The following is a 22,939-nucleotide window of genomic DNA, read 5'->3' as shown; positions in this document are numbered from 1 at the left end:
AGCCGCACTTTCGTTGACTGAAAATCATTCGAGCCCAGGAAGTAACTACTTCCTGGGCTCGAATTGTTAGGTCACCGATTATCGACGTTGGCTGCTCTAGGAATTAGATCAGTCGGACGTCAGGTCCTGTGGCGGGGTTGTTGAAGTCGTTGGGGCCGGGGGCGGTGAGGGATTCGTCGGCCATGTCGGCGGCGTCCCAGCTGAAGAGGTCGCTGCCGTTGCCGCCCCAGGCGTCGTCGTCCGAGCCGTCGGGCGCGATGATGGGGAGCAGGGCAAGCACTTCGGGCGGTGGTGCAGCGGCGTTGGAGTTCCCCTGCCAGGCCGTCAGGAGTGCGAGCAGGGCTGCGTCGTTATCCATTGGGTCGCTGTAGGTGTTCGCCGCATAGGTCATCGTGTTGGGAGCCGAAGTCCAGGTGCTGTTCTCTTCACCACCCAGCCCACCGGTGATCAGCAGGTCGTTGCCGTCCCCACCCGAGAGCGTGTCGCTCCCCGTGCCACCGATTAGCACGTTGTTCCCCGAGTGACCCAGCAGCCAATCGTTACCGTCGCCGCCCGACAGCAGGTCGTTGCCGCTGTTGCCTTGCAGCGTATCGTTGCCGCTGTAGCCATACACCCGGTCGTCTCCGGCCCCGGCATCGACGCTGTCGTTACCAGCCCCGGCATGGATGTAGTCGTTGCCCCCACCGGAGTTCACCACGTCGTGGCCACCACCGGCATAGATCACGTCGGCTCCGTTGCCCGAACTGATCGAGTCGTTACCGTCGTTCGGGCCTTGGAAGTCCTGCGGAGTCGGGTCGCCCGGATTCGTCGGCGCGTTATCCCCCCAGATCACGTTCTGGCCTTCGCCACCTGTGATCTGATCGTTCCCGTCGCCACCCACCAGCCAGTCGTTGTTCGAGCCCCCCGCCAGCGAATCGTTGCCCGCTTCGCCATAGAACACGGCCGGGATCTTGGCCGTGGTCTGCGACATCGTGTCGACTCCGTTGCCGCCGTACAGCACGGCCTTGCCCGGCACGTTGTAGTTCATGATCGCGCCGCCGATGCGCACCCGCACCTGATGCGGAAGCGCGGCCGTGGCATTGGCCGAGATCTGCATCAGGTCGTTCCCCGTGGTCCCGCGGCCGAACACGTCGCCGATCTGCACGCCCGTCAACTTGCCGTTGTCGACCAGGTTGAGGTCTTCGATGCTGACCCAACTGAAGGGAGCCGTGTTGGCGCTGAGGACGTTCCCCGACGAACCGGCTCCCACGATCATCGCCGTGTTCTTCGGCACGTCCGTGACATCCAGGTTCAGCACATCGCCCACCGTATCGCCGGCCTGATTGAGCGCCGGCACCGGATCGCCACCGTCGATGAAGATGGTGCTTCCCCCCGCAGTCGCGGCCGTGGTCGGACGAATCAGCCGCGTCGTGGCGGGGACGGCTAGGCCCACGTGCATGGCTCCCGTGTTCCCGATGACCGGGGCCGGAGTTTCGCCGAAGATATCTTCACCATCGTTGCCGTACAGACTGATCGTCCCCACGCCGCTGGCCACGCGGGTGAACGGTAGCTCCGTCACCGGGGTGACCCCGCCCCATTGGTTCGACGTGAAGAGGAGGAACTGATCGTCGCCGTCGAAACCACGCAGGGCCACCGTGTTCAGGTCGTGCGGCACATTGGTCGGGGTGAACCGGCCGTCGATCGTGTCGCCCCCTTGCGTGCCCGTGTAATCGAAGCTGTCGATGTTGCGGAACGTCACCCCGCTGGCGTTGATTCCCGTCACCGCATAGTCCGCATTCATCCCGCCGGCTGCAGCAATCAGCACGTTCGGGTCAGCGGTCGTGTCACCACTGTCGATGATGAACAACTGATCGTTATTGTTCGCTAGGTTGGCGTCTTCCCCGTCGACCACCACCGGGCCGGCGATGTTGTCGACCGTGTCGTTGGCGTCCAGGCCATCGCTGCCGGGGACGTTGGTGTAGTCGGTGGGAGGATCATTATCGACGACGATCGTCGTTTCGCCGTGCAGGCGGAAGGTGTCGCTCCCCAGGCCGCCCGTCAGCGTGGCCGTGACGCCGCTGGGGAGGCTTCGCAGTTGGATGGTATCGGCGGCCCCGCTGTCGGCACCCGGCCCCGCACCAGTCCCCAGCGCGCTACCGGCGTCGAGAGCCAGCGTGGTCAGGCCCAGGGGGTCGAGGCTGATGAGGTCCAGCGTTTCGCCCACGGACGCGCCGGTGTAGCCACCACTGCGGATCGTCACGTCGGCGAAGTTCGCGAAGCGAGTCGCGGCCACGCCACCGTTGCCGACCAGTTGCGAAGCGCCAGTGAAGGTGACGTTCGGGTTAACGACCAGCGAGTTGTTGACCGGATTGAGCGCGTCGTACTGCGACGTCGTCACCGGATCGAGGATGTCGACCACGCTGATTGTCGTCGTGGCCGACGTGCTGCTGGCATCGATCAGCAGCTTGCTGCCGACGGCCGTCTGCTCGCGCAGATGCACGCTATTGACGTTGGCGAACGAGGCCGCGAAGCCCCGCAGCGTACCGCCCGCTGCCTGCACGCTCAGGTCTCCCTGGTTCGCGCCGAAACCGGCCTGGCTGTCAGACAGGTAGGCCACGTCGCGGGCAGTGGTCACATCCAGCACGATCGAGTTCGTGCCGCCGCGGCCATCGAAGTACACGCCCGCCCGATTGTTGCTGAGACTGACCGGCGTGCGGGCGTTGGCGGCGAAGGCTCCGCTGACCGCCTTGCGCGTGGCATCCATCGAGGAGATGCCGGTGGGTGTGACACCCGGTAGCGTGTTCACGCCATCCAAACCGAAGTCGACGAGACCACCTTCGCTGGGGAGTTCGCCCGTGCCCGCCAGAGCGTGAATGCGAACGGCGTCGTTTCCCGCGTTCCCCGCGAAGGTCAGGCTGTTCACCGTGGCGTCGTCGCCGTTGTAGACGCTCGCCCCGTTCAGCGTCACTTTCAAATTCGAATCGCTGGTGAGTTGGACGTCGAATACGCCATCGGCGACTAGCGGGTAGTTGAGTAGGTCAAAGATGTGGTTCACCAGCGGCGAGCCCAAGCCGGTGGTCTGCCGAGTCTCGATCTCCCGATAGGTGATGTCAAGCTGCGAATTGGGTGGATTGGGAAACGAGATGGTCGTGTTCGGGTCGCCATGCGATTCGTTGACCGGACCCGACACGCCCGTCAGATCGACGAACAGCGTATCGCCGGGCAGAGTCGGTTCGGTCGGATCGTCGCCGTCGATGGTGAACGGAGTGAACGCACTGGCCCGTACTTTGAACGTGTCGCTGCCATCGGGATTGTTCGTTCCATCGTTACCGTTGAGGATCGTGTTCGCAGCGCTGATTGTGGCTGCGAAGTTCTGATCCCCCAGCAGGATCGTATCGTTGCCATCCCCACCATTGATCGTGATCGTATTTAACGAGGCCGTCAGCACCGCTGTCGCCGTGGTCGCCGCGTTGAATTGATCCGCGCCGGCTCCCAAGCTGATCGTGATGTCGCCCGTGATGCCAGCTACCAGGCTGCCAGTCTGGGTGAAGGTGTCGCCACCCGCACCACTGGTGATCGTGATATTACCGTCAGTCGTCTGGATCGTGCCCGCCAACGTGCTGGCCGAACCGGCTCCCTCTCCCAGCCCACCGATGTTATCGACATTGATCGCCACGCCCGAAAACCCATCGATGAGCGAGGCTGGCCCACCATTCAAAGTGACCCCATCTCCAGCATTCAGAGTGACAGTGCTCGTGAGCGATTGCACCGTAATCCCGCCGTTCACCGTCAGAATATCACCCGCAGCGACATCGTCTGCGGCAGTCAGGATCACCGAGCCGCCCATGACTACATTGGCAGCTACGATATGTGGACTGAGGGCGACAATCTCGGCACTGCCGTCACCTCGCACCGCAACGCCAGCTGGCAGCAAACCGATTCCGGGCGGAAATGCAGGGAGGAATATCGAGGGGTGATTTAGCGTCAAGGTGCCCGTATTGGTGACTCGCACGTCGTTGTCATCCGTACTGCTGCCACCTTCGGCAGCAAGGTTGGTCACCGTAGTGTCGATGTCGTTGCCAACACCGCCATTGCCAATGCCATCGGTCGTGAACATCACCAAGTTAAAGGCGGCGACGTTATTACCGGCACCGTTGTTGTCGATGATCTCACCCAGGGCATCAATGCCGACTGTGTCAAAGGCAGCGGTGACCAAGCCTAGCAGAATGTCGCTGGTCGCGGTCAAGGTCCGCAGGCGCACATTGCGGCTGGCGCCTGCCGCAGTCACCGAGGTGGCGGTCAGGTTGCCAGCGGAAGTGCGGGCCGCGTCGATGAAGACCACGCCGTCGTTGGTGGTGGCGCTGGTGACGATCAGAGCATCTTCATCAGTTAGCCAGATGCCAGGAGTTGCGCCAGTGCCGGTTTGCGTGGCGGTCAAGCTGTCGATATCCGTATCCAGTTCAAAGCCGACACCGGGGGCGCCGATTTGATTGGCTGCGGTCAGATTGGCAGCCGTCGCGGTGATATCCACTGCCGTATCGCCGGCCAGCACTTCGTCCAGGATCGAGCCGGTCGTTGCCAGGAGCGTGACCGTATCTTCCGCCGTGATGGCGCCCACCAGAATGTCGCCCGTGGTGCTGGTAATATCGACGTTGTTGACGCCAGTACCGTCGGCGAAAGCCGCCGTCACGGTCAGCCCGTCCGCCTCGACGATCGCGATTGAGCCATTCGTGCTGTGGGCGAAAGTCAGCGTGGTGATCGTGGTGTCGATCTCATTCCCGCCGCCAACCGCGCCGATGCTGCCGTTGTTCGCGACGAACGTGGCCGTATCGGAGCTGACGTCGGTCCCAGCCGCAGTGTTGTCCAGGATGGCATCGGCGGCGTTGGCCGTGACATCGTCGCCCAGAGCGGTAATCTCGCCAAGGGTGATGTTGCCGCTGGTAAGGGTATCGAGCTCGACATTGCCGGTGCCGTTCGCGGTAATGGCGACCGTGCCCGCATTCAGATCGGCGCTATCCACAACGATGAAGATATCACCGTCGGTGACGGTCGTCGCCGTTTGCACGGTCAGCGCCCCACCACCTTGCTGCAGGAATGCGACATCGCCCGTATCCGTGGTCAGCGTAGTCGCCACGGAAGCGGTCGCCAGCGTATTGACAATATACACAGCGCCCGTGCCCGTGTTGTCGGCGCTGATGTTGGTCGCGACCGTCTGGATCGGCACCGTTACATCGCCGATACCATTGTCGGCATTCAGATCGACCGTGAACGAAGTGATCAGTCCGCTCCCCGCACCATCGCCGTTGATATCGCCGGAGACCAGGGCCGAGGCCCCGGCGGTCAGGCTGGTGACGCCGGCTACGTTGCTGTTGGTGATCGACGACGCGGCGTCCAGAGCGATGTCGTCGCGACTGGTGATCGTGGTGGTAGCCCCATCGTTCAGAATCTGGCCGTCGATTTGGATGTCGGAGGTCGGTACCGAAGCGTTGGCGATGATGCTGACCAGGCCCGAGGCCAGAATTTCAGTCTTAACGCCGGCATCGTTCTCGATCACGATGCTGAAGTCGCCAGCGATGTAAGCCGCGGCGTACGGGACAGGTACAAAGGCGTCGGCGACAAAATCACCGGCGCTCAGGGTCACGTCGGTATTCGAGTCCAGGCTGCCGAGGAGTCCGGTGACTAGCAAACCGCCAGTGCCGTTAAGATCAGAGTCGGCCGTCAGCGAGATGCCACCCACGGTAGTGGTGAGGACGGCATCAACGATGATGTTCTCCGTGACGCTCCAGTTGATGCTGGGCAGCGTCTGATTGAAGGCGATCACCAGCGAACCGGCAACGCCAGGATTCAGAGTGATCAGGCCAGCCCCTGGAACCAGAGCCGCGTTCAGGGCGACGTTTCCGCCCACGACTGGGGCGACAGGCCCGCCCGGCAGGGTACTAATTGTGGCGTTGACCGACAGGAGGCCGACCGTGTTGATGGTAACCGCGTCGCCAGTCGTGGTGATGCCGGTGACGCTATTGCCATTGACGATGACCGTGCCGACCGCCAGGGCGCTGGAATCAACGTAGTTGACGACCTCGGTCGTATCGGCGGCCAGCGTCGCCACGTTGTTGCCGGGATTCGTCAGCGTGAACGGACCGGCTCCGGTCAGTTGCAGGCCGGTGCCGGTGATGGCCGCGGTCTGGGTGACCGCCGCGCTCGAATCGATGCGGAAGTCAGCTACGCCCGTGGCGACCGCGCTGTTGATCGTCAAGCCAGCGCTGTGCAAGGCCACGTCGGCCGTGCTGGTGATACCGATGGTCGTCTCGTTTGGCGTGACAGAGGTGTCCGTCACCGAGCCAACGATTAGGGCGTCGGTGTCGGTGTACTCGACCGTGCCGGTGACGTTAGCCGCGATCGTGGTAACGGCGTTCGCCAGGTTCAGCGTGAAGTTAGCAGCCCCCAGTAGACGCAGGCCCGTGGCCATGATCGAGGCGAGTTGATCGACTAAGCCTTGGGCTTGCAAGGTGAGGTCGCCGGCTCCGATGTTAACGGCGGCGTCAACATGGATATCGGTGCCAGCCTGGAGTTGCACATCCACCGCGGCGGTGACGCCGGCGACGATCTGGCCGAGCACATCGACCGAGCCAACAATGAAATCATCGGCATCGACGACGGCAACTGTCCCTTCTGTGTTGGAAGCGAAGGTGTCAAAGTCGTTGAGCGACTGCTCCAGGTTGAAGTTGGCCGTGCCGATCGGCACCCCCGGCTGGAACGTGAGCCAGAGGCCGCTGGCGGTGATCGAACCAGCAGACTGTGTAACGTTGCCGTCGCTGATCAGCCCCAAATCGCCCCGCACCAGGTCGGCATCGGAATTGAGATTGATCGAGCCGTTGATCGTCAGCACGCCGCCGGTTTGCAGGCGAACGTCGCTGTCCTGGGTCGAAAGGCCCGCGGGCAGGATGTTCAGGCTGTCGATGTCGCGATAGTCGATCGTGCCGTTCACACTGCCGCTGATGTTGACGAACTGGTTCGTGGCAGAGGCAAGAGTGTAATTGCCGGTCCCTTGCAGGTCGAGCGTGACGCCTTGCAGCGTGTGGGTCGAAGCCTGGGTGGCGTTGCCACCTCCCAGCAGGTTGAGCGATACGTTGCTGATGGCTTGCAGCGTGCCGATGTCTTCAAAAGTGATCGTCACGGTGGCGATCTGGATCTCGCCGCCCATCAGGCTCGTGCCGGTGCCACTAAAACTGGTCTCGCCGGTTCCGGTCGTCTGGATGAAGTCGTCCGCGGCGGAGACGTTACCGTTGAAGATCACGTCACTGGCGGTGGTGATTAGGAAATCGTCCAGGTTGTCGCTGCCGCCGACGTTGTCGTTGAAGGTGTAATCGGCGTTGGCTGTGGTGCCGTTGATCGTCACCGTTTCACTACCGTCGATCGTGCCGTTGAAGATGATCGGGCGGGTGCCCAGAATGCTCAGGTCGCCGCCGGGATTTCCCAGGTAGTCCAGATCGATATCAGCAGTTGCGCCGAAGGTGAGCGTACCCGATGTTTGGGCCGTGATGGTTTGCGGGTTGGTCCGCAAGTTCAGCGGCAATGAGATGGTGTTGGTGCCGGCATTGAGAATGCCACCGCCCAGCGCTTCGAGCAGCACTGCATTGTTGATTAAGTCGTAGGAGACGGTCGAGGTGTTGATCTCGATCGTGCCAAAAGGCGTGTTGGCCGCAAAGTTATTGTCAGGTGTGAGCCGCGTCACTGCACCGGCGCCGTTGGCCACGGTGGTGACCGTGGTAACGCCAACCAAGCCGGTGAGGGACGTCGTATTCAGCACGACTTGGGGTTGGTTAACCCCGGCCAGAGGCCCACCACTAAAAGTGATTGTGTAATTACCGGCCTCGCCAGTGACAGTGACACTGCCGCCGCCAGCGTTGATGCTGGCGAGGGCATTTAGCGCTACCGCCACCGCCGCTGGAGTAGCATTGAAGGCAATTGCTGCTGTGGTATTAGCACCAAAGGCGATCGTGAACGTGCCGCCAGTCGCGAGGTAGTTGATTCGCTGGGCTTCGTTGATCCCCTCGGGGAAGAGCAGGTTGTCGCCGGCGAACGGCGTGACATCGCCGACCCAGTTCTCAGGCGTGGTCCACAGGTCATCGATCAAGCTACCGCCATCCCAAATTCGCAGCGCGGCCGAGGCATTCAGCACGAAGTCGTTGCCGTCGCCCAGCACTGAGTCGGCATAGTTGTAGCTGAAGCTCTTGCCGCCGACTGTAGTCGTGCCGACGGGTTGCGGCAGGGCATTCAGGAAACCTGGAGCCCCGATCGCACCGCCGGAAGTCTTGTTGATGAGCAGGAATGAGTTGGTGTTGGTGACCGCGGAATCTACGTTTCCAGCGAGTAGCGCGCCAGCGGGCGCGGCACTAAACACCACGGTGCCACCAGCGTTGATCCGGTCGTAGTCGACTGCAGCCGGACCGTCAATATCGACGAAGAACGTCGAACCATTGGCGAAAGTCAGCGCGCCGGTGATGGTCAGCGTGCCGGTCAGATCGCTCGTGTTAAGGCCGGGGTTGATCGTGGTGCCGTTGTTGGCCGTGACAGCGCCACCGATGGTGCCGGTGCCACCCAGCGTGCTGCCGGGGACAGTCGAACCGGTGAGTGTGAAGGCACTGGCGGCGACGGTCGAGCCATTTACGAGCAGCGTGCCACTGTCGGCGGCAACCGTGGTGGCGCCAGTATAAAGATTGGCGCCGGACAGCGCTGCCGTGCCGCGACTGACCTTGGTGAACGAGCCAGCGGTCGCGGCAATCACTGCCTGGATGTCCAACTCAACCGGCGCATTGCTTTCGCGAGCATCGAACGTGCGGAGGACGGTGCCAAGGTTGAGATTGCCCGAGACAATTGAGGCGACGCTAGAGGATTCGGTACCAGCATTGCTGATCGAGAACATCCAAGTGCCGGTAGCGGCGGCGTTGGAGAGCGTGCCCGCGCCGGTGACCACGTCGCCGCTGAAATCAGGGCCGATATCCAGCACGATCGAATTGCTGATCGTGTCGCTGATGCCATTCAGATCGAGTAGACCATCGCGCTGAACGGAAATCGCCACGTCCCCGATTTGGTTGGTGCCGGCACCAGTGACGTAATTGACCTCAGCCGAATCATTAACACCAATCAAGTCGCCGATACGGAGCGTAGTGGGAATGGCAACGGCCGCGCCGGCCTTGTTGAGCTCGACCGTGCCGTCGTTGACGAACCAAGTTCCGGTACCAGTGTTTGCGGCGGAGCCGCCGATTTCCCAGGTGCCCTCGCCTGACTTGACGATGTTGTTGCCACCTGCGGCCAAAATGCCAGCGCCGGAGAGAATCAATTCGTCGCCGTCGTTGACATTGATGAGCGTATTCGCGCCTAGCGATACGTTCTGCGAGAAGGTATGAGTGCCGTCGAGCACTCGCAGGCCGCCCGTGCCGAGGACCGTGGTCAACAGGGCCGTCGTTGGGCCGTTGATAATGCCCGAGCCGGTAATGCTGAGGATTTCGTTGTCAATGGTTTGCGAGCCAACGATGTTCATTTCCAGCGAGGCGCCGGCGGCGACCGTCGTGGTCGTGGCTGCGCCACTGTCGCCCAAAGCGTCGGCATGTTCAACCCGCAGCACACCCGCATTGACGTTGTTATTCCCACTAAACGTATTATCTCCCGAGAGCACCATCCGGCCGGCACCAGCCTTGATAAAGCCTGCTGGGCCGCCCGCGAACTCGCTGACGACGGCGGAAATAACCAGTTCGACTTCGCCCGGTGCGTCGTTGACGGTGTAGGTCCGCTGCAAGGCGGCACCGGCGACATTGGTCAATTGGAGACTGCCGGTAATCGTGGACGCGACGGAGGTAATGATGCCGGGCCGCGGCGTGACAGAGACGTCGCCGATGAGCTGCAACAGCCCAGCACCCGTGGTAATATCGCTGCTGAACGTGGGGCCGACGGTGAGTGCGGTGGCCGTGCCAACAATCTCCGACTGGCCGTTGAGGTTAAGCAACCCTTCGACACCCAGATTAATGTTCGTGACCGATCCCAACTGGTCGCTGACCACGAACCGGACCTCGGCGGAATCGTTGATTCCTTCGTTGTCCCCGATCTGCAGGATACCCGAGATGGCGTTGACGCCGGCAGTCTTATTTAGCTCCAGGCGGCCATCCATGATCGACGTGGTGCCGCTGTAGAGGTTGGCGGTCGCGCCACTGAAGCGGAGCGCGCCCTCACCTGTCTTGGTAATGTTGCGAGCACCGGTGGCGGTCGCGGTGCCGGCGGCATTGACAGTCTGCACGATCTGGCCAATTAATTCCAGGCTGTCCGAAACGACGTCAACGAAATTGGTACCAGCATTCGCAACCGTGCCGGCGATATTCCGAAGATCGATCTGGCCAGTAACCGTGTTGTCGCCGGCAATGCTGCGGACCACGCCCGTATGCACGCCTGCTGTCGAGGTCATATTCAGAAAGCCGCGGGACACTCCGTTGTCGGGGCTGAATACGATCAAGTGGCGGTTGGTCAGATCGACGTCGGCGAGCGAACCGTCGATTTCGAGTACGGCTCCCTGGTCTCCGCGGACGTTCACATTTGAAAAAGCTCCGCCGCCCAGGGCGTTGGAGTTTGTGATTCGCAGGACGCCAAAGTTCAGCGAAATTCCTTCCGTCTGGTCAAGATTAGTGAGCGAGCCGAGGGTGTCGCGAACATCAAACGTGTTATTGCCGGACAGCACGAGCGTGCCGATCCCACCCTTGCCGAAAACGAAGTTGTTATTGCCGCCATCTATGATGCCGCTGACTTCGGCGTCGATCTGCGGATCTTCGACGTTTATAAAATTCCGTGTCCCGGCACCAGGAGCAGGCATGGTGACCGTACCGCTAAACTCGATTCCGTTTGTGCCACCAAAATCGCGCCGGCCACCGAGTGTGAGCCCACTGTCGCTCGGTAGATTGAACAAGACGGTGTTGTTGATGGCGTTTGCACCCGTCAAGTTAAGGCCGTCAGCCAACAACCGGCTAGACGCAGTGTTTACGGTGAGCGAGCCAGTACCTAACGCATCTTCGTGACCTAGGGCCAGAATACCGCCTTGCAGTATCACGCCGCCTGCGAACGTATTGCCGCCATTGGTCAGAAGCAGGCCGCCCGCAAGGTTGCTCTTGGTAATCGAGCCATTGGAAATCAGCGAGTTGACTGTTACGTCGTTGAGTGTGGCACCTTCGTTCACGGCAAAGGTCCGGGCAGCGCCGCCCAGGTTCAGGTTGCCGTTGATTACCGCGGGGCCAAAGCCGAGGTTGTAAGTGAGACTGCCACTCAGGCCGAACGTGTCGTCGTTGCTATTGACGGTGCCGCCATTGATCGCGAAAGCGCCCGTGGTTGTTTCGGTGCCGCCACCTAAGACGGTATTCAGGAAGTTCAGCGTACCGCCGTTGATGGTGATGACGGCAGCGTCGGCAATCAGGTTAGTGGTGGCCGTCGTGCCGCCGAGTTCGACCGTGTCGTTGCCGCTCTGGTCGCCGATGGTCAGCGCACCAGCCAGGGCGACGACAGCCGCGCCGGTCTTATCGAGGCGCAGGGTTCCGTCCAGAACCGTCGTCGTACCGGTGTAGGTGTTGTTGGCGGTGCCGGACAGGGTGAGGCGGCCAAGGCCGATCTTATCCAAGCTGTTAGTACCGGTGCCGATGGTGCCGTTCAAAGTCAAATCGCCGCCATTGACGGCTATGCGGATTGGGGTCGTGTTGAAAGTGATCGTCGTAGTGCCACTGCCGACGGTGACGGCGCCCGCGCCCATAGATTGCAGGGCGCCCAGGGCATCTCCTTCCAGGCCGGTGCCGTGGAGGACTATCGACTTGTTACCCAGATCGATTCCGAGCGCACCGCCGTCAAGCACAAGCCGACCGAGGTTGTTGACGGTGACTGCGCCGCCGGGAGTGGCATCGTTATCGCCCAGGGCATTGTTGCTGGCCGCGACGAGCGTCCCCTGGTTGACGGTGATCGTGCTGGTAAAGCCAATGTTGTCGCCCGAGAAGGTCAGGGTGCCGGGACTTTCCTTCCGCAGGGCAGCGGCGCCCAAAATGTCGGCCAAGACGCTGAGCGAATCGGTCCCGGCGGTGCCAGTGAGGAACAATGCTTCGCGAGCACCGAAGTTCAATGTGCCATCGCTGATAGTCTGGGTGCTGCCGCGGGTAGCGATCAGTCCGCTGGGAGCGGCGGTACCAACCGTAAGCGTGAAGCCGTTTAGGTCCAAATCCACGCCATTGCCATCAACGAGCAAGGCGTTGATTGTGTTTGCTCCCGCGAGCGTATTGTCATCAGCCGTGAGCTTGACGTTACCGTTGAGGGTAGTAATCGGGTCGTAAGCGACGACGCGGCCGAGGGCAATTGGGGCGCCACCATCGAAATCGCGGACCAGGTCAAAGCCTGCGGGCCCGGTAACGGTCGCCCACGGGAGAATGCCTCCAACAAATACCGGAGCGGCATCCAGAGTTAATAGCAGATCGTTGGCGCCGCTGTCGTCCGAGAGATCCGCGTCGATGGTTTCGATTGCCAGGACACCGCCAGCATTGCGCACCAGACCGGCAAGGTTCAGTTCCGTATCGGAAGTAGCCCCGTTTTGATCCAGAAGTATCCGCGAGCCACGGCTGGAGAGGTTGGCGACAGTGGGGGGATTGATGGTGACAACGCCGACCTCCTCCGTGAAGCCACCTGCGGCGAGGCCGAAAAACTCAAGGTTGCCGCCTGCCAAGTTGATCGTCGCGGTGTTGCCGATCAGATTCCCTGCTACCGAGGTGTTGAGCAGGCGAAGGGTACCACCGTTCTGGACGGTGATCGCTAAGACTGAGGAGATGTCGCCACCCGAGGTGATTTCGAGCGTGCCACCGACGACACTGGTGGTGCCGGCATTCGCGCGGAACGTACCCTGAACCAGGACCGCACCGGTGAAGGAGTTGTCGGCAGTTAGGCGAGTCGTACCGATGCCGGCCGTGGTCAATCCGCCCGCACCAGTGAAGAAGGCGTCGAGGTTCAGATCGGCAGCGGAGTCTGGAATCAGCGAATCTTCTACCGTGAAAGTGCGAGTGGCGCCCATTGCCACGTCGCCGCCAGCGCTGGTAAAGTTTGCCGCGCCAGTGGTGGCTGTGCCATCGGTGAAGCCGAAATTGTTGACAGCTACGTTGTTACCCAGCGTGTACGTGCTGGCCCCATCGCCAGCCGCCAAAACACCGCCAGCGCCGTAGGTGCGGGTGATGATGTGCGCGCCGGTGATGGATTCATCCACGGCTGCGTCGAGTTCCAAGCGGCCGGAACTGTTGATGGTGAGCGCGGCGGCATCGATAATCTGGTTGCTTGCCAGAACGCGGACCTGGTCGGCGTTGGAACCGCCACCGTGATCACCGACGGTGAGACCGCCGGCGAAGTTGTTGACACCAACAGCCTTGTTAAGTTCAAGCGTGCCCTCTTGGATAGTGGTTGTGCCCGTGTAGGTATTGGCCGCTCCGGTATACTCGAGGGTGCCGGCACCTACTTTGAATGCTCCGATAGTGCTCGTGAACCCGGCGATATGCGTAATCGCCCCGTCGATGATCAACTCGCTACCGGCATCGACGCCGAGCGTAACCGCGGTGGCCTGAGTTAGGTTAGCGCTGCCCTGCAACGTGACGTTACCCTGCCAGGTATTGGTGCCCGAGAGATTGCGGACGTGGCCCCGCGCGCCGAAACCGGAATTCGATGCGAAGCTCGTATTGTTCGACAATCCGGTCAGAGTGAGGGCCTCTCCAGCGACGGTGATGTTGCCTTCGAGGGCGAGCTGTGCGCCGTTGGCAACGGTGGTTCCGGCGGCCGGTGTGCCCAAAGCCAACGCATTGCTGATCCGTAGTACGCCCACGCTGACGGTGGTCGTGCCGATGTAGGAATTGGCGTCCGAGAGGAGCAAGCCGCCGACACCGGTTTTGGTCAGGCCGCTGCCCGCGGCGGCGCCCGTGATGGCGCCGCCTGCTGCGGCACCGTTGCCGATCTCGTCCTCGGTGCCGAAGTTCTGGTTGTCGTATACCAGCGCGAATCCACCAAGTTCCACGCCGCCCGATAGCTCGAACGCAGCGCCGGAGGCGGCGTTGCGGGTAATGGTGCGGGTCGCCCCAGTTTGGGTGATTAGGCCGGAGAGGTTCAGGCTGTCGGTCTCGGTGCCGCGAAGAACCGGGGCGGCTCCAAGCGTGATCGCATTGCCCAGCGTGATATTGCCAACCGCACCGAGACTGGTGGCGCCGTTGATGTTCAGCGAACCCGTGCCTAGTGCGCTGTTGTGCCCGGCCAGCAACGTGCCGGCGCTAAGTGTTGTCGTACCCGAATAGGCGGCCGAGTTGTCGCCGCTCAAAACCAGCGTGCCAGCACCTGCTTTGGTGATGGTGCCCGTCGCGCCGCCGCCATTGATTGTGGCACTGATCGTCAGGTCGTGGGGAATCACGGCGTGGTCAAAAGTTGCGCTTACATTCAGGTCGGCGTTCGCCAGGTTCAGGAAACCGCTAATTGTGGGAGAGGCGGAGAAGAAGTTCTCGAAGCCTGCACCGTCGGCATTCACCAGGTTGGCGTTCGCGCCCATGGTGAGCACGCCAGCACCGGTCGCGATATCGGCAGCGAACCGGTTGCCAAACTGCATCGATATGCTGGTCGCCGCGGCGGCGGGATTGAGCGTTTGATTGAAGCCGTTCAGGTTGAGCAGGCCTTCAGTGCCCACAGTGATGACCGAGGTCTCGGCAATCTGGCCGTTTGCGGCACCCTGCTGGGCCACGGTCACAAGGCCACTGTTGTCATTGCCCGCGTTGTTGCCGAGCACCAGATTGCCGGTAATGGCAACCACACCAGTCTTATTAAGGATCAAATCACCTTCATGCACCTGCGTCTGGCCGGTGTAGGTATTGGCGCCAGTCCCCGAGAATTCCAGCGTGCCGGTGAGGAACTTGTCGAGCGTGCGAGCGCCGCCGATTTCCACGATCTGGCCGTTCACGTCCAGTTCCGTTCCCCCTTCCACGCCGATGCGGCTGTTGCCGTTGAGCGTGAGCGTGCCGGTGAGTTGGTTGTCGCCGATGGCGTTGAAAATCTGGCCGCGCGAACCGAAGCCGGCACCGCCGGCGTTGCTTTGGAACGGTTCCGCGATGACCAGCCCTGGCGCGCCGGCAACCGGATCCTCGAGGATCAGCGTCGAGTTGCCAAGGATCGTGATACCCGTGGGAGCGCCGAAGGCGTTGTTGTGACGGACGACCAGTTCGCCCGCGGAGTGTGCGAAGCTACCATCGAAGGTGTTATTCCCCGCCAAAACGAGGCGCCCGTTGCCGGCCTTATTCAGGGTGCGTTCGGCCGCCAAGTCGCCTCCTGCGGAGGCGATGGTGGAAGTTATTACTAGATCTTCCAGGCCAGTGGAGTCGGCGACGGTAATGGTGGTATTCGCGCTGGCTGTAGTGGCGCTTTGGTCGATGACCAAGGTGCCGCCGGAGATCGTGGCCGGCGCCTGATAACCGCCGGCGAGCGTACCGGTGGCGATGTTGGCGACGTTGGCCACAGTAGCCGAATTCACGAGCGTGAGCGTGCCCGTGGTCATGTTGATGTCCGGGCTGCCGTTGGGGCCTTGATTGAGAGTGATGGCAGTCGTCGCGCCGGCATAAGCACCGAAAGATTCGTCGCGGTCGTTGAGATTCCAGACGCCGCTGCCGTTGATCGTAATTGTGGAGGTGGCCGGAATCTGGTCGCTAGCAACACTGACCAGGCGGTCGGCGTTGTCGCCGCCGACATAGTCGCCGACCTGAATAATGTTGGCTAAGGTCGCCAGGGCGTTTATGCCGACGGATTTGTTCAGCTCCACGGTACCCTGCCAGAGGATGCTCTGGATGATATTCGTGTTACTCGCCGTACCAGCTAACTCCAGAATGCCTTCGCCGTACTTGTTGAAGCCTTGGCCGCTAACGACGCCGTTGAGGATTAGTTCATCGTTTCCGTCGATTTGAATCGCGCTACGGTTGGTTCCCAGGGCGACGGGTCCATTCCAGGTGACCGTTTCGACCGCACCTACAACGATAGCGGGAGGCGTGGGGTCGATGACTCGTAGCGGGATAAAGGCAGCACGGCCTTCGCCTGTGCCGTTGATCGTTAGGGTGCCGGTCTTGGTGACTGTGGAGAACGCTCCGTCGATCGCCAAGGTTGCTCCAGTGAGGACGTTGACCGCGCCGGCGGCGGCACCGAAGGCGGTGGCTTTGGTGCCGACCCAGACTCCATCGGTAATGTTGAGCGCGGTGCCCGCGAAGGTGTTAGCACCCGCGCCGGACGAAGTGACAGTGCCGGGGCCAGATTTGTTGGTGGTGGCACCGCCACTGATGATCGACGAAATATTGACGTCGCTCGAAGCATAGATCGTGGCGTCGGCAGGCAGCCCGAGACCTGTGGCACCCGAAACAGCGATTGTGTTCGTAGCGCCAGAAACGGCGAGGGGGCCACCGGTCAACGTGAGGTTGAACGCTCCAGTCACATCGACACCGGTACCGACGATCATCACCGCGTTGACTGAGCGGTTGCCTGTGAGCGCCACGTCGCTCGTAATGCGTACGCTATTGGTGGCGGCAGCTGTGTTGATGTCGGTGGAGAGTCCGTCGGCAGCTTCCAGCGGGCGGATCGCGGTGCCGGGGCCCTTGCTGTGCAGGAACTGCATCCCATCGAGGGCGGGCGTGCCAGTGGTCAGGTTGTTGATGACGGCTTGCGGGAAGACGCCGTTGGTCAACCCTGGCAGAGCGGCGACGAACACAATCTCGTTGCCAGTCGCTTCGCCGAGGGCGCGGCCGCGGCCGAAGAAGGCACCCGAACCGCCCGCAGCGCGGACGAGGCTCATCGAGGAGAGCTTGGCGGAAGTGCCAGCGGCGGTGGGAACCAATTGTTCGACCTGGGAACTGAAGTTCGTATTCAGCGTGATCGTGCCGAGGATTTCTGACGTGGCTGCGCCGGCCCGACCGACGAGCGCCAGCGTGCCGCCTTGCAGCAACAGGCCGGAGGTGTTACCGATGCGGTTGTCGAGGGCGACCGTGCCGGAATTGTCGATCTGGAGAGTGCCGTTAAGGCCGATCGTGAAGCTATTCGCAATGGTCGCATTGCTAATGTTGAGCAGCGTGCCTTCATCGCGGAGGATGATCGCTCCGCCCTGGGGATTGATGACGAGCGAACCGCTGAGGGTAGCGGTATCGGAAATCACCATGGTGCCGAAGCCATCCTTCGTGAGGCTTGCGCCGGACATCGTTTCGCCTAAGCCACCGGCGAACTCCACGGAGTAGGGACCGTTCACGTTAATGGTCAGCGCGCCAGCGACGACATTGGCTTTGCCGGTGAAGGTCAGGTCGCCGCCGCCGCCGCCTTGGAGCGTGTTGCCGATGTTGAGCGTGCCAGCCAGGAGGAACAGGTCGTTGGCCAACGTCCGCGAGCCACCGTACGTGGAGAACGCGGCACCGCTTAGCGTGTAAACGCGACCGGTGCCGAGCGCCGTGTTGTGGCCGACGGCGATGCCGTTGGTGGCATTATTCAGGTAGGTGTCGCCGCTGTACGTGTTAGCACCAGAAAGCAGCAGGTGGCCAGAGTTGTTCTTGATCAGCCCGCCCGAGCCGCTGATATTGGCGGAAATGATCGCTTCGTAAGGAAGTTGACCTCGGTCGCCGGCGATATCGATCACCCGGCTGATACCGCCCAGGTCGATATTGCCCTCGATCACCGGGGGAGCAATCATCGTGAAGAAGCCAACGGCCTGGCCGCTGACAGTAGCGATGTTGCCGTTGATCCCGAGGGTGCCCGCGCCGGTGGTGACGTGGCCGGAGGTGATAGAGAGGGCGTTCTGGGCGTCGGCCACTCCGATTGTTTCGTCGAAACCGTTCAGATCTAGGAGGGCATTGGAGTTGAGGGTGACCAGGGCCAGATAATCGGGAATCTGGTTGCTGGCGGCCAGCTCCACCTCGCGGCTGTCTGCGTAACCCCAGTTGCTGTTGTTGATGCCGATTGTCAGAGCGCCACCGATGGCGTTGAGGCCGGCGGTTTTGGCCAGGAGCAGCTTGCCTTCCTCGACTGTGGTCGTACCCGTAAAAGTGTTGGCCGCAGTGCCTCCCAGGACTAGGGCACCAAGGCCCCGCTTTGTCAGAGCCATTGACTGCAGGCCGCTGCCATCGGCAATCGTGGAGGTGACGGTCAGGTCATTGCCGGACGAACCATCGTTGACCTGCCAAATGCGCGTGGCAGCGGTTGCGTTGATTGAGCCGAAGATCACGCCCGCATAGGTACCACCCGTAATTGTCGCGCCGGTCGCATTACCCGAGCCTTGGGTCAAGACTGTCAGGTCGCCATTGGGAGTGAGTGTGCCTGCACCGATGTTGATATCGCCGGCGCTGGCGGCACCGATGACCAGATTTATACCGGCGGTGACATCCGAGTTACTGTTCAGATCGAACAGGCCGTCGCCGTACACGGTGATCGCGCTGCTGTCGGGGATCTGGTCGCTACCGGCTAGTTCCAGTTCGGCGCTGTCGTTGCCACCCACGCCGTTGCCGACAAAGATTGTGCCAGTCAGCGGGCTGATGCCCGGCACTTTGTTCAGCAGCAGCTTGCCCTCGGCAATGATACTGATTTGGTTCAGCAGGCCAGCGGCGATGCCACTCAGTTCGAGCGCGCCGGTTCCGAGCTTGATAAAATCGTTGTTGTTGCTGCCGAACACGCCGCTTACATCCAGGCTGCCGTCGGCGATATCGACGATGTTCGTGGTGCGGATCACGTTTGCGGTCTGGGAGACGCCGCCGGTGGTAACGGACTGATCGAGGACCGACCCGGACATGGTGATGGCACCGGCCCAGGAGTTGTCGCCGGCGATGTTGCGCAGCACACCCAGCCCGTCGGGACCAGTGCCACGTAATGCAAGCGACTCGATCGAAACATTGATTGGGCCAAAAGTTGTCTGTTCCAGCTCGATGCGGGCACCCTCGTTGACCGTTGTGGTTCCATTATTAGAACCGAGGGCCGTGCTACGTTGGATGTTGAGGACACCCTGAGCCACAATCGTGTTGCCGCTATAGGTGTTATCCCCGGTAAGAACCAGCGTGCCCGGCCCCGACTTGCCGATATTAGCGGTGCCGACGATCCGGCTGTTAATCGTGGCTGTTGCGCCGTCCTCGACAAAGATGCGAGCGTTCGTCGGGCTGAGGGTCAGACCCGAAATATCGCTCCCCGTGCCATTGAAGACGATTGCGCCGCTGGTTGTAGTCAGCGTGTGTGCGCCGGTGACCGAAACGCCTGGATCGATGAGGATCGCATTGACCGTCTTGGCGACGTCCAGGGCCTCACTGGTGGATACGCGAACGTTGCTCAAAGCGCCGGCATTGGCCAGGCTGGTGGTGTAGCCAGTGGCGGGGAGGGGAATGACATCGAAACCTTCAGCCACTGACTGGACGGTGACGAAATCGATTGCGCCGGCGGAAGTGGTGGCGACCGAGGTGGGAACGATGCCGCCGACCAGCGCGAAATTGCCCGCAGGCGCTTCGATCATGGTCACGCGATTCGAACCGGCCGGATCGAGTGGCCCATCGTTGCTGACAAAGTTGTACATCGACAGCACGCCGGCGCCATCGAAGCGTCGGGCGATGAGCTGTGCGCTGCCGGTACCAGTGTTTCGGATGTCAATCGTCGTCGTGCGATCGTTGGCGTTGTTGATGACACCGACGGTTTCGGTTGTGGCGGCGTTAGTCTCGCCAATCAAAACTAACGTTCCAGAAACGCTCAGATTCGTGTTGTCGCTCAGGCGGTCAACGGTGACCGCAGTATTGTCGAGCACCAGTCGACCGTTCAGGCCAACTGTAATGCCACTGGTGAAGGGGAGCGTGCCGCCATCGACCAGGCGGATCGTGCCGCCGTCGTTGTCGTTGATCGTTGTCGTGCCGCCATATGTTGCGGGGGCGCTAAAGACCAATTCGCCCAGGCCTCGCTTGGCTAAGTTAATGTTGCCAAAGATCCACTGCTCGATGCCGCCGCTGAACTCGACGACGCCCGCGGGATGCATGACACCGATCGTTTTGTTGCCGTTGGCGAACGTTGTAAGACCTGAAAATTCGATCGCGTTTGCGCCGAGGATGTCCAATCCGTTGGCGCTTTCGTACGAAAAGGGATTGTCAACATTCCGAGCAGCACCGAAGGCGGATAACTGGCCACTGACAAACGAGAGTGGACTGGTGGTGGCACCGAACGCGTTATCGTGGCCGATTTCGGTAATGCCGCCGTTGATAACGGTACCGCCTAGGTAGGTGTTGTTGCCGGTCAAACGGAGAGTGCCACCACCGGCCTTGACCATTTGAATGTCGGCGGGGCCACTGATGACGCCGGAGATGATCAGATCGGCACCGACGTCAGTGAGCTGGGTGTCGTTCACTGTGATCGTTCGTTCGACATGGCCAGAGGCTCCGGAGAAGAGCGGGCCGAGATTGACGTTGGCCGAGATCGTAGCGGCGGGTGACGCGCCGCTGGTTCCTTGCAAAAGGCCAGTAAGCGTAAGGTTACCACCGAGCGAGAGCAAGCTGGCGGCGGTGCCGGTGACATCGGCCGAGGCGGACGGCCCGGTCTGCATTATCAAGTTGCCGATGTCGTCGTCGAAGACTCCCAAATCGAGCAGACCAGAGGGGTTGATGGTAACGGTGCGAAGTGCGGCATTGAAGAAATCGACCCGCGGAATTTGGTTGTCCGCCAGCAGGCGGACGACGGCCTTGTCATCGCCGACATCGCCGTTGAAATTGGTGCCGATCACCAGATCACCGCCGATGGCGTTGACGCCGGCGGTCTTGCCGAGTTCAAGGGTGCCCTGCAGTACGTGGGTCTGACCGGTATAGATGTTCGCACTTGCGCCACTGAGGCGGAGGGTACCGCCGCCGACCTTAAACAGATCGACCGCGCCGCCGATCCCGGCGGCAACCTGGCCCGAGATATCGAGTGTGGCACCGGTAACGACACCGATCAAGTTGTCGGCACCGGTTAGCTGAATATTGCCCGACCATGTGCTAGCGCCGCTGACGGCCCGCAAGGCACCTAGACCATCGGTATCGAACACGTTGCCGTAGCCGACGCCGCCTTCACGAATGGCCAGCGCCTCGCCGACGATATTGACACCGGCCAGTTCCAGGGCCATGCCGCCATTGGCGTCACCGGCACCAAGGTCGGTGAAGCCGTCCGACGTGCCCAGCGCCGTGGGACTGGCCGCGCGGAGGTAGCCCTGGCGAATGCTAACGATGCCCTCGAATGTATTCGCCCCGGATAGGGTCGTCCGCCCAGAACCGATTTTGGCTAGGCCGCCAGCGCCAGTGATGTTGCCGGAAACGTTGATATCGCCGTTGCCGTCGAACGTGAGGGCGCTCGTGCCGCCGACACCGACGCCAGTGGAACCGAGCACGTTGGCGGTATTGATGTCGCCACCGATGGCCAGCGTGGTTCCGGGGGTCGCGTTGAACACCGAAACGGCGTTGAGCAACGTGACATCAATATTCCAGTTGTTGGTGCCCGTGGTGTGGCTAGAGACCAGGCCGCCGATGAGTTCGATCGGATTGGTCGCGGCCTCTGTGAAAGTGTAGCCCGAACCACTGATGCTGATGGTGCTGAACCGCGTACCGGCCGGGAAGTCGTTGATGCTGGGACCAGCACCTAGTGAAGTAAAGACCAGATCGTCGCCCGAGGTCGGGGCAATATCATTTTGCCAGTTAGCGGCCGTTGTCCACAGGTCGTTACCTGCACCACCATCCCAAATCATTTGCGCGAGCAGCGAGCGTTCTTCGAGCTGCTCAAGGAACATGCGGCGGCGACGCGGTCCCGTTACCTTCTTCCAAACATTCGTTCGCTTGTTCTGACCACTACGTGCGTGTCCGTCATGTGTGCTGTGGGTCATGGAGAGGAATTCCAACTGCTAAGAAGATAAATGCCGGCGAATGCCGGATGTATGGATGCGAATGAGCCAATGCCAACCGAATGGATGAGTGCAGGTTGTTGGCAAACGAGTACAGAGGACGGTCTCGCGCGAGTGCGTTTGAACATCTCTTTTCATTTTGCGGCGAATCGCAAAGGTGCCCGTTGCTGCAGTCCCTGCATTCAGCTACGAAAAACTGTCGCGGCTTTTTGCCCGTAGCGGAAGTTACCCACTACAACCGTTAAAGCCCCCTCAGATTCCGTAACGGGTGGATTCTGATTGATGAATAGGGGAAAAGTCAACCATTTCTACCAAAAAGGTGGGGATTGTAGTTTTCAATGCTGCATCTAGGGGGTAACGCCAGGGCTCGTGTTAGTGCGTCAAATTGGGCACGACAGCGTGACATAGCGAAAAATCGCCCTGAAAATCGGCATATTGCAGACAGCAATTAGCCTGCAAGGTCGGTTGGCATGGGACCTATTTCGAGACTCGATGCGAGTTAGAGAATTCGGTCTTGCTGGCCGCGAGTTGACTGATTCATTGCCAACATGAATCGGGGCCGGCGGTAGCCCGCATCGCCGGAATTGTGATCAGAGGACGCCATCGCTCAGCGAGAAATCGGGTTGTGCTCAATTGGAATCCTGCGGAATGATCGCGACCGTGTCTTAACGGGAGGAATTCTGGATATCACCGAGCCACTTCGTCAACTTGGGGTCGACTTGCCGAGACCCGCTTGCCGGGCAGCGGCCTCTGCACCATCAGTTTCGTGGGTGGAAGCTAGTGCTTAGTCCATTGCCGCCTGCTCATTGGAGCGAGCAGCCAGCGGCAGCCTACAGTGACTTGTGCCGGCGAACGATACTTGCCAACCACGATCAACCCACGGGCGACAAGCGACAGGTAAGGCATCGGTAATTCGCCGAGCACGTTGCCTGCTAAGGCTTGCCACAGGAGTTCGAAATAAGCGGGGCCAGATTGCCTGCTCCACACCTTTGTGCAGGGAAAGAAGTTCGTTGCCGCGGATTCATC

At 61.1% G+C, this 22,939-nt stretch carries 1 protein-coding gene; it reads right to left on the bottom strand.

Translation table 11 applies throughout. The features are described from left to right. Window positions 1–103 precede the first annotated feature (103 nt). Entirely contained in the window at window positions 104–21,895 is a 21,792-nt protein-coding gene (locus ETAA8_RS23460; RefSeq protein WP_145094163.1) for an autotransporter-associated beta strand repeat-containing protein, read from the bottom strand. Window positions 21,896–22,939 lie beyond the last annotated feature (1,044 nt).

This window comes from Anatilimnocola aggregata (assembly GCF_007747655.1).
In the GTDB taxonomy this organism is placed as follows: domain Bacteria; phylum Planctomycetota; class Planctomycetia; order Pirellulales; family Pirellulaceae; genus Anatilimnocola; species Anatilimnocola aggregata.
Note: the sequence above shows the minus strand (reverse complement) of the source record. Positions and strands in the feature narration are given on the sequence as shown.